The sequence below is a fragment of the Streptomyces coeruleorubidus genome, assembly GCF_008705135.1.
Lineage (GTDB): Bacteria > Actinomycetota > Actinomycetes > Streptomycetales > Streptomycetaceae > Streptomyces > Streptomyces coeruleofuscus.
In genome coordinates, this window is sequence record NZ_CP023694.1 from 300,506 (window position 1) to 313,905 (window position 13,400).

At 72.3% G+C, this 13,400-nt stretch carries 12 protein-coding genes and 1 pseudogene; 6 read left to right on the plus strand and 7 right to left on the minus strand.

What is annotated here, in order from left to right:
* The first annotated feature begins 45 nt into the window (after positions 1-45).
* Positions 46-807, plus strand: a complete 762-nt coding sequence (locus CP976_RS01485; RefSeq protein WP_150478631.1) for a GntR family transcriptional regulator — start codon at positions 46-48, stop codon at positions 805-807.
* Positions 808-1,013: 206 nt separating this feature from the next.
* On the plus strand, positions 1,014-1,835 hold the full coding sequence (locus CP976_RS01490) for an alpha/beta fold hydrolase (RefSeq protein ID WP_150478632.1): 822 nt from the start codon (positions 1,014-1,016) through the stop codon (positions 1,833-1,835).
* 21 nt (positions 1,836-1,856) lie between these two features.
* Here the strand turns inward: CP976_RS01490 and CP976_RS01495 are convergent, their stop codons facing one another.
* Positions 1,857-2,582, minus strand: a complete 726-nt coding sequence (locus CP976_RS01495; protein ID WP_150478633.1) for a class I SAM-dependent methyltransferase — start codon at positions 2,580-2,582, stop codon at positions 1,857-1,859.
* 4 nt (positions 2,583-2,586) lie between these two features.
* The gene (locus CP976_RS01500) at positions 2,587-3,150 is read right to left on the minus strand and encodes a PadR family transcriptional regulator (RefSeq protein ID WP_150478634.1); all 564 of its coding nucleotides are present in this window, start codon (positions 3,148-3,150) and stop codon (positions 2,587-2,589) included.
* Between the two features lie 69 nt (positions 3,151-3,219).
* Between CP976_RS01500 and CP976_RS01505 the strand changes: the two genes are divergently transcribed.
* From CP976_RS01505 to CP976_RS01520, 4 genes and pseudogenes are all read left to right on the plus strand, one after another.
* Positions 3,220-3,618 carry a nuclear transport factor 2 family protein gene (locus tag CP976_RS01505; RefSeq protein WP_150478635.1) on the plus strand — a complete coding sequence of 133 codons (399 nt, stop codon included), beginning with the start codon at positions 3,220-3,222 and terminating at the stop codon, positions 3,616-3,618.
* A gap of 70 nt (positions 3,619-3,688) precedes the next feature.
* On the plus strand, positions 3,689-4,516 hold the full coding sequence (locus tag CP976_RS01510; protein ID WP_150478636.1) for a class I SAM-dependent methyltransferase: 828 nt from the start codon (positions 3,689-3,691) through the stop codon (positions 4,514-4,516).
* A gap of 248 nt (positions 4,517-4,764) precedes the next feature.
* On the plus strand, positions 4,765-5,907 hold the full coding sequence (rho, locus tag CP976_RS01515) for a transcription termination factor Rho (protein WP_150478637.1): 1,143 nt from the start codon (positions 4,765-4,767) through the stop codon (positions 5,905-5,907).
* A gap of 248 nt (positions 5,908-6,155) precedes the next feature.
* A pseudogene (locus tag CP976_RS01520) lies at positions 6,156-6,920 on the plus strand (D-alanyl-D-alanine carboxypeptidase family protein); the annotation flags it as partial.
* A gap of 59 nt (positions 6,921-6,979) precedes the next feature.
* Here the strand turns inward: CP976_RS01520 and CP976_RS44440 are convergent.
* The 5 genes from CP976_RS44440 to CP976_RS01545 all read right to left on the minus strand — a co-directional run bounded on the left by CP976_RS44440 (position 6,980) and on the right by CP976_RS01545 (position 13,383).
* Entirely contained in the window at positions 6,980-8,365 is a 1,386-nt protein-coding gene (locus CP976_RS44440) for a glycosyltransferase 87 family protein (RefSeq protein ID WP_150478639.1), read from the minus strand.
* Complete coding sequence (mptB, locus tag CP976_RS01530; protein WP_150478640.1) at positions 8,362-9,756, minus strand: polyprenol phosphomannose-dependent alpha 1,6 mannosyltransferase MptB; 1,395 nt, start codon at positions 9,754-9,756, stop codon at positions 8,362-8,364. Before mptB ends, CP976_RS44440 begins: the two co-directional genes overlap by 4 nt.
* A gap of 110 nt (positions 9,757-9,866) precedes the next feature.
* A complete protein-coding gene (locus CP976_RS01535) occupies positions 9,867-10,790 on the minus strand; it encodes a glutaminase (RefSeq protein ID WP_150478641.1) in 924 nt (307 codons plus the stop codon).
* A gap of 45 nt (positions 10,791-10,835) precedes the next feature.
* The gene (gene aspA, locus CP976_RS01540; protein ID WP_150478642.1) at positions 10,836-12,248 is read right to left on the minus strand and encodes an aspartate ammonia-lyase; all 1,413 of its coding nucleotides are present in this window, start codon (positions 12,246-12,248) and stop codon (positions 10,836-10,838) included.
* A 118-nt stretch (positions 12,249-12,366) separates the two neighbouring features.
* Positions 12,367-13,383 carry an asparaginase gene (locus tag CP976_RS01545; protein WP_150485165.1) on the minus strand — a complete coding sequence of 339 codons (1,017 nt, stop codon included), beginning with the start codon at positions 13,381-13,383 and terminating at the stop codon, positions 12,367-12,369.
* Between the last annotated feature and the right edge of the window lie 17 nt (positions 13,384-13,400).

Sequence of the window (13,400 nt, forward strand, 5' to 3'; positions counted from 1 at the left end):
ACCGAGCCCGCACGGCTACCGAACGTCACCAACAGGAGGCGCGGCATGGCCCGCACCACCCCGCACGCCCACCCGTCGGCCGAAGGAGAGCCCCTGTACCGGCGGATCGCCACGGAGTTGCTCGGCGAACTGCGCGACGGCACCGTGCCGCCCGGCGAACGGCTCCCCGGCGAACGGCGGCTGGCCGGGCATTTCGGGGTCAGCCGGGAGACCGTACGGCAGGCCTTGGAGCTGCTGCGCCGCGATGGCCTCGTCGCCACCGACCGGCGCGGCAGCCACGCCACGCTGCCCGGCCTGCCGGTCGAGACCCCGGCCTCGCTCACCTTCCCGGTCGGCGCCCGTGCCGCGACCCCGGGCACGGTCGCCCGCGCCACCGTGGCCTGGGAGCCGCCGCCGCCGGACCACGCCGAGGCCCTGGGGCTGGCCCCGGGCCGGCCGACCCTGATCCACCGCTACCGGTACGCGACGGCCGACGGACGCGGTCTGCGCACCGCCGTGACGTCCTTCTCGGCCGTGGCGCTCGCGGAGGTGCAGGAGCTGGCCCGCTACCGCGACCGCGCCGACGGCACCGCCGCCGCGCACCTGCGGCGGGCCTACGACTGGATGCGCCGGGCCGGCCTGACCCTGCACCACCGCGACGCCATCACCCGCCACACGAGCACGCCGTCGGTGCGGGTCACGCGGCGCGTGCACGACCAGTACGCGCGCCCGCTGGAGATCACCGACCTCGTCGTGGACGCCCAACAGGACGCGCTGGTCTACGAGTTCACCCTGCCGGGACGGACGCCGACGCCGAGCGGCACGTGAAGCGTCCGGGGTCGCTCAGACACCGGGCCGGTTACGCCCCGGCATCGCCGAAGCGCATCGGTCACTCGTTCGGCGGACCGTTCACGCGGATTCCCGCCGGGCGGAGCCGGTCCCCTACCGGCACCGGCGGCGCGAACCGTGGATCACGGAGATCATCGAGAGGAAGCTCAGGATCACACCCTGATGCCCCACCGAGAGGATGCTTCATGAGCACGTTCACCACGTCCGACGGAACCGAGATCTACTACAAGGACTGGGGCGAGGGTCAGCCCGTGGTGTTCAGCCACGGCTGGCCCCTCAACGCGGACGCCTGGGACGGGCAGGCGCGTCTGGTCGCCGAGCACGGGTTCCGGGCGATCGCGCACGACCGCCGCGGGCACGGCCGCTCGGGTCAGCCGTGGCAGGGCAACCACATGGACCGGTACGCCGACGACCTGGCCGAACTGATCGAGGCGCTGAACCTCAACGACGCGGTCCTGGTGGGCCATTCGACCGGCGGCGGCGAGGTGGCCCGGTACATCGGGCGGCACGGGACCGCGCGGGTCGCCAAGGCCGTGCTGCTGGGCGCGGTGCCGCCGCTGATGCTGCGGACGGAGGCCAATCCGGAGGGCACGCCGAAGGAGGTTTTCGACGGTATCCGCGCGGCCGTGGCGGCGGACCGCTCGCAGTTCTACTGGGAGCTGAGCGAGAGCTTCTACGGCTTCAACCGGCCCGGGGCCGCCGTGTCGGAGGGTGTGCGGCGGGCGTTCTGGATGTGGAGCATGCAGGCCGGGCTGAAGGGCGCCTACGACTGCGTCGCACAGTTCTCGGAAACCGACTTCACCGAGGACCTGGGGCGGATCGACGTGCCGACGCTGGTCGCGCACGGCGACGACGACCAGATCGTGCCGATCGGCGCCTCGGCCCAGCGGACCGCCCAGCTCGTCAAGGACGCGACGCTGAAGGTGTACCCGGGCGCGCCGCACGGCCTTGTGGGCGACTTCGAGAAGGCGTTCAACGACGATCTGCTGAATTTCCTGCGCGACTGACCAGCCCGGCGTCCGGACCGACTAGCCCGGCGTCCGGGCGACGACCAGGCGCACCCGGGGGCTGCCGTCCCGTCGCCGCCCGAACTCCGGCAGCGCGTGGAGTTCCACCCGGAAGCCGGCCCGGGCGAGCTCACGCCGTACGTCCCCGAAGCGGAACGCGCGGTAATACATGACGAACGGAGGCCGCCACAGCGCGTTGCGCACCCGCATCACCGTGTCGAAGCCGAGCAGCATCCAGTAGCCGAGCGAGCCCGGGCGGGGCGGGGCCACCAGCGGAAACGCGAAGCAGCCGCCCGGCCGCAGGACGGAGCGGACCTGCGCGAAGAGTCCGGGCAGCTCGCGCGGCAGGAAGTGCCCGAAGGCCCCGAAGCTCACCACCAGGTCGAAGGCGTCCCCGAAGGGCAGTGCGCGGGCATCCGCACGGACGAAGGACACCGGCGGCCCCGCCGGCCGGCCCCGCTCCCGGGCCACGTCGAGCATCCCCGCGCTGAAGTCGACACCGACCACCCGCTCCCGGCACACCCCTGCCAGCACACCGACACCCGCGCCGGTGCCGCAGCACAGGTCGAGCCCGGCGTCGAAGGGTCCCGTCCGTCGCAGCGCCGACTCGACGGCGTCGAGGACAGCGTCGGGCGTCCGGAACGGGGTGTGGTCGAACTTCGGCGCGAGGAGGTCGTAGCCGCGCTCGACGGACGACAGCGCCTGGACGGCGAGCTCACGCAGGCTGGGGCCTTCGGGGCTGAACATCGGCTCAGCCTAGGGGAGCTCGCTGTTTGAGGATCGTCAGTACGCGCGCGCACCAGCGGAGGTTCTCCTCCTCGAAGGCGATGCCTCCCATGAGCGTGAGGTACGGGCCGATGCGGTCGGCCTCCCGCAGGTACTCCTCCTCGCTGCGGCCCGCCAGGAGGCGTGCGCGGACACGCTCGTAGCGTGCGAGCTTGCCGCGCGACCACGCCTCCCGCTCCTCGACCAGCGCACGGGTGGCCTCGGGGTCCGCACCGTCCATGGCCTGGATCTTGATGAGGAGTTCGTCGCGGATGGTGGTGGGCCGGCGGGGCGGTGTGACGGCGAAGGCGCGCAGGTCCCGGCGACCCGCCTCGGTGAGCGTGAACATCCGCTTGTCGGGCCGCCGTTCCTGGCGAACCACCCTGGCCTCGATCAGCCCGTCCTGCGCGAGGCGCTCCAGCTCCCGGTAGAGCTGCTGCGGGGTCGCGGCCCAGAAGTTCGCGAGCGACACGTCGAACACCTTGGACAGCTCGTAGCCCGAGGCCTCGCCCTCCAGGAGAGCGGCCAGCACGGCGTACTTGAGAGACATATGGACACGATATCAACGGTTGATTAATCTACTCCGCACCTACTCAATTAATTGACGAAGGCGGGTTCGATGCGTGCATTCCGTGAGGCGGTCGAGGCACTCGACCTCGACGCCGCCGAGGCGCTGCTGGCGCAGGACGTCGTTTTCACCAGCCCGGTCGTGTTCAAGCCGTACACCGGAAAGCCGATCACGGCGGCGATCCTGCGCGCCGTCTCTGGTGTCTTCGAGGACTTCCGCTACGTGCGGGAGATCAACGACGCGAGCGGCCGCGACCACGCCCTGGTCTTCACCGCGCGGGTGGGTGACCGGGAGATCAACGGCTGCGACTTCATCCACGTCGACGAGGACGGGCTCATCGACGAACTGACCGTGATGGTACGCCCGTTGTCGGCGGCGCAGGCGCTGGCGGCGGCCATGGGCGCGCAGTTCGAGCGGATCGCCGAGGAGGCGCGGGCGCGCTCGGTGTGAGCGACACGTCCGGCGGTCCGTTCCCCCCGATGTGCAGCATCCCGCGGGCCGTTGCGGTTGGATGTCCCCCATGACGTCCGCCGAGCACGACCGGCTGATGCGGGCCAACCAGGCGAACTGGGACGCCCGCACGCCCGTCCATCTCGCCAGCCGGTTCTACGGTCTCGACCAGGACCCCGATCCCGAGCGCTGGTTCGCTCCCTGGGAGTGGGACGACCTCGGCACGCTGACCGGCCGTGACGTGGTGCACCTCCAGTGTCACCTCGGCACGGAGACGATCGCCTTCGCGCGGCGCGGCGCCCGGGCCGTCGGCCTCGACTTCTCCGAAGCGTCCGTGGCTGCCGCTACCGGCATCGCCGCGAAGGCCGGCGCGGACGTGACCTACGTGCGGGCGAACGTGTACGACGCCGAAGCGGCACTGGACGGACGGCAGTTCGACATCGTCTACACCGGCAAGGGTGCCCTGTGCTATCTGCCGGACCTCGACCGGTGGGCGGAGGTCGTCGGCCGGCTCCTGCGTCCCGGCGGGCGGCTGTACGTCGTCGAGTTCCATCCGCTGCTCAACTCGCTCGGCCCGAAACCCGCTCCGGGCGAGGGCCCCGAGCTGCTCCTGCGCCACGACTACCTGGGCGCCGACGGTCCCGTGCACCGGGACGCGACCCACACCTACACGGACGGCCCGGCCGTCGAGGGCGCCACGGACAGTTACGAGTGGATGCACGGAATAGGCGAGGTCGTCAACGCGTTGTCGGGAGCGGGACTGACCGTCCGGCGGCTGCGGGAAAGTGACGAACTTCCCTGGCCGCGCTGGCCGCAGATGGTCCGCACGGAGTCCGGCTGGTGGCGGCTGACCGCGCCGCGGATCCCACTGCTGTACGGCCTGCTGGCCACACGCTGACGCGCATCTCCCTCCCCCGGCGCCCCGTCGGGTGGTAGCCTGCAAACAGCACTCGTGCACGCCCCCTTCTGTGGGCGCCGGTGCGGTTCTCCCTTTCTCTCCATCATTTCCAGCACCTGACGTGCTCTGTCGTATCCCAGGCGCTGTTCCCCGCCGCCGGAGGCGTGCCCCAGGCCCTCCCCTCGCGGCCCTCTCCCCCCTTCCCTTCGCATGTCCCATGCCTGCCGTCCGTGAAAGGACACATCACCATGACCACCACACTCGACACCCCTCCCGCCCAGCAGCAGACCGAGCCCCGGACCGCCCTCGGCGTCCTCGACATCGACGCGAGCGGGAAGGGTCACCTGCGCGGCGAGAACTGCCTGCCCGCGCCCACCGACCCCGCGGTCTCCCCCGCCCTGATCCGCCGCCACGGCCTGCGCAAGGGCGACCTCGTCGAAGGCACCCTGGGCGACCGGCGCGGCCTCACCGACGTCGCACGGGTCGACGGCCGTACACCAGCGGACCTGCGCGGCCGCCGGCACTTCCGGGACCTGACGCCCCTGCATCCGCACGAGCGCCTCCGCCTCGAAAACCCGGCCGCCGGCCTGGCCGGTCGGGTCGTCGACCTGATCACGCCGGTCGGCAAGGGCCAGCGCGGGCTTCTCGTGGCCCCGCCCAAGACCGGCAAGACCGTCATCCTCCAGCAGCTCGCGGCCGCCGTCACCGGCAACCATCCCGAGTGCCGGCTGATGGTGCTGCTGCTCGACGAGCGGCCCGAGGAGGTCACCGACATGCGGCGCAGCGTGCGGGGCGAGGTGTACGCCTCGACCTTCGACCGGAGCGCCAAACAGCACATCGCGCTCGCCGAGCTCGTGATCGAGAGGGCCAAGCGGCTCGTCGAGGCCGGCGAGGACGTCGTGATCCTCCTTGATTCCCTCACCCGGCTGTGCCGGGCGCACAACAACGCGGCCGCCTCCGGAGGCCGCATCCTCACCGGCGGAGTCGACGCGTCCGCGCTGACCGGCCCCAAGCGCTTCTTCGGAGCCGCCCGGTCGGCCGAGGAGGGCGGTTCGCTCACGATCCTCGCGACGGCACTGGTGGAGACCGGTTCCCGGGCGGACGACTTCTACTTCGAGGAGCTGAAGAGCACGGGCAACATGGAGCTCCGCCTGAGCCGCGAGCCGGCGTCCCGCCGTGTGTTCCCGGCCGTCGACATCATCCCCTCCGGCACCCGTCGCGAGGAACTCCTGCTGCCCCCGGCCGAGTTGGCGGCCGTACACGGGCTGCGGCGCGTGCTCCAGAACCGGGACGGGCAGGGCGCCCTGGAGACCCTCCTGGAACGCATGCGCGACACCCCGGACAACGCGACGTTCCTGCGGCGCATCCAGCCGACGCTGCCCTCGGACTGAGGCGCGGCCGTCGCCGGCCGGCTCGGCCTGCGCCCGTCCGGACGTTCTTCTCCGCCTGCGCCGGCATCGCGCTCATCACCGCCACCGCCGGCCCCACGTGCGGCATACGGGTGCTCGCGCGTGGTGTCCGGCCCGGTCGTCACGGCGCGGAGCACATCCGTTTCTACGTTGATCATATGATCATCGGATTCTCTTCCCGGGTGGCCGTGTCCGCCTGCGCGCTCTGTGCGGCGGGGCTTCTGGCCCTGATGCCCGCCGCGGCGGCCAGTTCCGGCCGGGCGGAACCCAGTCCGCCGGCCGGACCGAGGGCGGCGGCCCCGCACCCCTCGCTGCTGTACCGCCCCGGCACGCACGTCCGCCCTCGCGCCGGGGCGCCCCGTCTCCCAGAGACATCGGCGCTGTCCTGGCTGGTGGCCGACGCCCGCACCGGCGAGGTGCTCGCCGCCCACAACGCGCACCGCAGGCTGCCCCCGGCCAGCACCCTGAAGACCCTTTTCGCCCTCACGGTGCTGCCCTCGTTGCCGGCAGGCATCCGGCACACGGTCCGCGAGGAGGAACTCCGGGGCGTCGGAGCCGGCAGCAGCCTGGTCGGGATCACCGAGGGCCGTACCTACCGGGTCGCCGACCTGTGGCGGGGTGTCTTCCTCAACTCCGGCAACGACGCCGTGCGCGTCCTGGCCGAACTCAACGGCGGCTGGCGGGCCACGGCCGATCGCATGCAGGCCGAGGCCCGGTCCCTCGGCGCCCGCGACACGCGCGTGGTCTCCCCGGACGGCTACGACGCGCCGGGCCAGGTGTCGTCGGCGTTCGATCTGGCGGTCTTCGGCCGGGTCGGGCTGCGCAACCCCGACTTCGCGCGGTACTGCGCCACCGTCGAGGCCCGGTTCCCGGGCGGCGGAGGCTGGTCGTACCCGATCCGCAACACCAACCGACTGCTGAGCGGCGCCCGTGGTGTGAGGCCGTACCGGGGGCTGATCGGTATCAAGAACGGCTACACCAGCAAGGCGGGCAGCACGCTCGTCGCGGCGGCGCGGCGCGACGGGCGCACCCTAGTCGTGACGGTGATGAACCCTCAGGAGGGCGGGGGGTCCGCGGTGTACGAGGAGGCCCGCTCACTGCTCGACTGGGGGTTCAAGGCGGGCAGACGGGTCGATCCGGTGGGTTCGCTCGACGCGTCGAGGGCTGCCGCGCCACCGGCGGCGAAGACTCCGCCGGCCGTCGCCGCCGCCGTGCCGGAAGAGGCCGACTCCGGCTGGACGGAAGCGGGGCTGATCGTGGGAGCCACCGGGCTGGGCGCGGCGGTCGTGGTACTCGTGCTGCGGCTGCCGGTCCGCCGGTCCGGAGGCTGCTGACCGGCCGGCAGCCACAGCAGCAGGCCCAGGGTGATCCAGGCGTAGGTGTTGCTGCCCAGGAACCCGTCGACGCCGGACGCGTCGTCGAACCACAGCCACACCACGCTGGTGCACAGCACCACGTACAGGGCACCCGCGATCCGGGCGTGCCCGGTGCGGATCAGCACGGCGAAGGACGGCAGCAGCCACACCAGATGGTGCACCCAGGTGATCGGGCTGACGAGACAGGCGGCGAGGCCGGTCAGGGCGAACGCCGCCGTCCAGTCCCCCGCGGCGACGGCCCGGCGGGCCCGCAGCGCCCACACGCCGAGGACCAGCAGGACCGCCGCCGCCCACACCGCCCGGTCCGGTTCGCCCAAGCGGGCCAGGATGCCCTGCAGCGACTGGTTCGAGACGTAGCCGAGGCGGCCCACCCGGCTGGTGTCCCACAGCGCCTCGGTCCAGTAGAAGCGTGAGGCCTCGGGGTCCGCCGATGCCGCGAGGGCCGTGGCACCGAGCGCGACGACCGTGGCGACCGCCGCAGCGCGCCACCTCCTGGCCACCAGCAGCAGACCGATGAACAACGCCGGCGTCAGCTTGATCGCGGCCGCCAGCCCGATGCCGACACCCGCCCAGCGTGTGCGTCCGGTGGCGAGCAGCGCCGCGTCGGTGAGCACGAGAGCCAGCAGCAGCAGGTTCACCTGCCCGAAGCTGAGGGTGTCGCGGAGCGGTTCGAACAGTGCGAGCGCGCAGGCGGTCAGTGCCCAGCCGTACCAGCCGTGGCGCCGCCAGGCGGGCCCTGCGAGCAGCCGCAGGACCAGCACCAGGGCCGCCAGGTTGAGCAACAGGGCGGCGGCGATCGCGGTGTGGAGGTCCAGCAGGGCCATCGGCAGCATGACGACGGCGGCGAACGGCGGGTAGGTGAAGCCGTACGTCGTGCCGGGGACCCGGTAGTCGTAGATCCGGCCGCCGTGGTGGACCCAGTTGTCGATGCTTCCGTAGTAGACGCGCAGGTCGAACCAGTCGCGCAGGAGGGGCACGGTCGCCGTGAAGACCGTCACCAGCGTGGCGAGGGCGAGCACGAGCAGCAGTCGTCCGCGGTCGGTGCGCGGCGGGGCCGGGGTCATGCCGCACGTCCCAGTGCCGGGGCCAGCTCGGCCTGGTGGGCCTGCCACAGCACGACGACCGCGAGTGCGCCGCCGGAGACGGCCAGCACGAGTTGCCCGGTGTCGGCCGGGCCGCCGCTGGGCAGCACGCAGAGCGCGAGCACGCATGTCACGGCCGCCATGCGGTGGCGTACGGAGGTGCTGGGCGCGGCGGCGGCGATGAGGAACAGGCCCCACAGGGCGTACCAGGGGCGGATCGCCGGGCCGAGCGCGGCCACCGCCGCCAGGCTCAGGCCCAGCGCGTACACCGGTCGCGGGCGCAGCCGAAGCCAGATCAGGACGATCGCGGCCCCGGCCGCCACGACGCCCAGCGCGTGCCAGGCGGGGATGGCCAGGGGCGCGAGATCGCTGCCGAGATGTTCCAGCAGGGCCCGGGTGGCGCGGCCGAGCAGGGTGGTCAGGGCCCAGTTCTGGGGCGAGACGGGGGTGTTCAGGGCGCCGATCCAGCCGTATCCGGTGCCCGCCGCGGCCGTGGCCGCGGCGGTCGTCCCCGCGGCCGCGGCGGCGGTCGTCACGAGAGCCTTCGCCGTACCGCGGCCCGCGCGGACCTGGAGGACGACGACCGCGGCGAGACCGAGCACGGCGGGCGCCTTGACCAGCGCGGCGAGCGTGACGAGGACGGCGCCGAGGTACGGCCACCGGCCGAGCGCCGCCACCAGGCCGATGCCGAGCAGGCCCAGCATGACGGCGTCGTTGTGCGCGCCCGCGACCAGGTGCAGCAGGACGAGCGGGTTGAGGGCGCCCAGCCACAGCGCGGCGGCCGGGTCGGCGCCGCTGTGGCGGGCGAGGCGGGGCAGCGCGGCCGCCATCAGGGCCACGCCGGCGAGCGCGACGAGGCGCATCCCGAACAGTCCGGCCGGCACCTCATCTCGCGTCAGCGCCGACAGGGCCGCCGCGACGGCGAGGAACACCGGGCCGTACGGGGCGCCGGTGTGCCGCCAGAGCGGGGCGACCTCGTCGGCGAGCGGGCCGCCGAGGCGGGACGGTCCGTGCGCGTACACGTCCATGTGCGCGTCGACCATCGCCCCCTGGGCGAGGTAGCTGTACACGTCCCGGCTGAACAGCGGCGGGGCGAGCAACAGCGGGGCGGCCCAGACGGCGAGGACGGTCAGCAGGGCGCGGGGAGCGGGGGGTCTCGGCCCTCGGACCAGCCGGCCCAGCAGCGCCCAGGCCGCGATCAGCAGGACGAGTCCGAAGTACACCCCCACCAGGCCGAGGGCGGCGCGCGCGGAGGCCGGGTGGAGGAGGTCCCGTACGGGCAGGGCTCCGGCCGTCTCACCGCCTGCCGCGAGGAAGGCGGTACCGGCCAGACCGAGTATCTGGCAGCGGCGGAGATCGACGGGGAAAGCCATGGCCAACACTCGGGCAGCGTGTCAACGCGGGGTGGCTTCGCGGCGACGTGGAGCCCTCCGGAGGGGAGCGGGAGTGTGACCGGCCGGTGATCAGGTGCGGGCCAAGAGGTTCAGAACACTGACAGTCCGGTCAGCGTCGTGAATCTGTCCAGGGCCGCCACGCCCGCCACCGAGTTGCCCCGTTCGTCCAGGCCGGGGCTCCACACGCACAGCGTGCAGCGGCCCGGGACGACCGCGATGATGCCGCCGCCCACGCCGCTCTTGCCGGGCAGGCCCACGCGGTAGGCGAAATCGCCCGCCGCGTCGTACGTGCCGCAGGTCAGCATGATCGCGTTGATCTGCTTGGCCTGGCTGAGGGTGAGCAGGCGGGTGCCGTCGGCGCGGATGCCGTGCCGGGCGAGGAAGGCGGTGGCGAGGGCGAGGTCGGCGCAGGACGCCGCGATCGAGCACTGCCGGAAGTACTGGTCGAGCAGGACCGGCACGGGGTTGTCGATGTTGCCGTAGGACGCCATGAAGTGCCCGAGCGCGGCGTTGCGGTCGCCGTGCGCGGACTCGGAGGCCGCGACCTCCTTGTCGAAGGTGAGGTCCTGGTTGCCGCTCTCCGCCCGCAGGAACGACAGCAGTTCGCCCGACGCGTCGCCGGTACGGGTGTGCAGCCGGTCGGTGACGACGAGGGCGCCCGCGTTGATGAACGGGTTGCGCGGGATGCCGTTCTCGTACTCGAGCTGGACCAGGGAGTTGAAGGGGTTGCCGGAGGGCTCGCGGCCCACGTGTTCCCACAGGGCGTCGCCCTCGCGGGCCAGGACGAGGGCGAGGGTGAAGACCTTGGTGATGGACTGTGCGGAGAACGGCCGCCGCCACTCCCCCACGCCGTACACCGTGCCGTCCGGCTCGGCGACGGCCATGCCGAAGCTGCGCGGGTCGCAGGCGGCGAGCGCCGGGATGTAGTCGGCGGGCCGGCCACGGCCCGGGGTCCGTTCGATCTCCTCGGCGATGCGCTCCAGGACCGGCCGGAAGGTGGTTGACGACGTCATGATCTCGATTGTCCCTCCGTGCCGGTCCCGGCCCGCTCGCGTGGGTCAGGCCACCGGAGCCGGGCCGCTGCCGGCCAGGACCTCCGGGCGCAGCAGGCCGGCGAGTGTCTCGGCGGGCAGCAGGCCCTTCTCCAGCACGAGTTCGGCCACGCCCCGGCCGGTGGCGAGGGCCTCCTTGGCGATGTCGGTGGCGGCCGTGTAGCCGATGTGCGGGTTGAGGGCGGTGACGAGGCCGATGGAGTTCTCGACGGTCGCGCGCAGCGCCTCGGTGTTGGCGGTGATGCCGGCCACGCAGCGTTCGGCGAGGGTGAGACAGGCCGCGCGCAGGTGCGTGATGCTCTCCGACAGGGAGTGCAGGATGATCGGTTCGAAGGCGTTGAGCTGGAGCTGTCCGGCCTCGGCGGCCATGGTGATGGTGACGTCGTTGCCGATCACCTCGAAGGCGACCTGGTTGACGACCTCGGGGATCACCGGGTTGACCTTGCCGGGCATGATGGACGAACCGGCCTGCACCGGCGGCAGGTTGATCTCGCCGAGCCCGGCGCGCGGGCCGGAGGACAGCAGCCGCAGGTCGTTGCAGCTCTTGGAGAGCTTGACCGCGATGCGCTTGAGCACACCGGACATCTGGACGAAGGCGCCGCAGTCCTGGGTCGCCTCGACCAGGTTGGCCGCCGTCACCAGGGGCAGGCCGGTGATGGCCGCGAGGTGGCGGCGGGCCGACTCGGCGTATCCGGCGGGGGCGTTGAGGCCGGTGCCGATCGCCGTGGCGCCGAGGTTGATCTCATGGATCAACTGGACGGCCTCGGCGAGACGGGACCGGTCCTCGTCAATCATGACGGCGTACGCGGAGAACTCTTGACCCAGCGTCATGGGTACCGCGTCCTGCAACTGTGTACGGCCCATCTTGAGCACGTCGTGGAACTCGACGGCCTTGCGGGCGAAGGCGTCTTGGAGGACGGACATCGCGCCGAGCAACCCGCGCACCGCGAACACCGTCGCGATCTTGACGGCGGTCGGGTAGACGTCGTTGGTCGACTGGCCGAGGTTGACGTCCTCGTTCGGGTGCAGGTACCGGTACTCGCCCTTGGCGTGACCCAGCAGTTCCAGCGCCCGGTTCGCCACGACCTCGTTGGCGTTCATGTTGGTGGACGTGCCCGCGCCGCCCTGGACGACGTCGACCACGAACTGGTCGTGCAGCTTGCCGTCGCGGATCTCCCGGCAGGCCTCGACGATGGCGGCGGTCTTCTTCGGGTCCAGCAGCCCGAGTTCCTCGTTGGCGAGGGCCGCGGCCTCCTTCACCGCGGCCAAGGCATCGATCAGATGCGGGTAGGAGGAGATCGGCATACCCGAGATGGGGAAGTTCTCCGTGGCCCGAAGGGTGTGCACACCCCAGTAGGCCTCGGCAGGAACGTCACGGTCCCCGAGCAGATCGTGTTCGGAACGGGTGGCGGCGGTCATGAGGGTGACGTCCCTTTGCTGAGGAGTGAGGGTGGATGTGCGCCCTGAAGGGGCGCGGGGAACTGCGCGACCAGCCACAGGGGGCCCGCAGTCGCACACGGCGAGACCTGGCACGCTGTCAGGCGCGAGCCGATCCGACAACGGGCTCCAGCGAGCGAACGGGCCGCACACGCCCGACCTCCCGGCCACCCCCGAGCAGCGGCTCACCCGCGAACTCGGAAAGCAGCTCCGGGTCGACGCCCGCACGCGCCAACGCCGCGGCAGCAACCGGCACACGCGCCCGATTCGCACCGTCGGCGATCTTCACAGCAACGGCCCGCCCATCGGCCAGGGCAGCCACCTGCACGCCCTCGAAGCCGTCCTTGGACAACAGCCCCGGCACCGCCCGCATCATCGTGGCGACGTCCCGGCCGGAGCCGGAAGCCATCTCGGCGTGTTCCCGCATCGCGTCGGCGACGCGGGCCTCGGGCGTCCCCGGCGCTGCCGTGGCGATCCGCGCCGTGGCCCGGGCGAGGCCGTGCAGGGAGATGGAGAACAGGGGCGCGCCGCAGCCGTCGACGGTCACCCCGGCGATGCGCTGCCCGGTGAGGTCCTCGAGGATCTCGGCGATGGCCTGCTGGAGCGGGTGGCCGGGGTCGAGATAGTCCTCCAGCGACCAGCCGTTGAGCATGCAGGTGTAGAGCATGGCCGCGTGCTTGCCGGAGCAATTCTGCGCGAGCCGGGAGGGCAGCCGGCCCTCGCGCACCCAGGCGTCCCGGACGACCGGGTCGAACGGCAGGTCCGGGACGTTGCGCAGGTGGTCCTCGGTGAGCCCGGCGAGGTCGAGGATGCGCCGGGCACCGGCGAGGTGGCGTTCCTCGCCGGAGTGGCTGGCCGCGGTCAGTGACAGCAGCTCGCCGTCGAGGGGGAGCCCGGCCCGTGCCATGGCCACGGCCTGGACGGGCTTGAGCGCGGAGCGGGGATAGAAGGCGGCCTCGATGTCTCCGATCTGGAGCCGGACCTCTCCGTCGGCGCCGAGGACGACGACGGAGCCGTAGTGGATGCCTTCGACGATTCCGCCGCGTATGAGGTGGGCGACGGGGGCGTGGACGGGTTCACGGACCAGGGGTGCGTCCGCGAGGGAACTGCTGTACATCACTGCCTGCTTCTCGT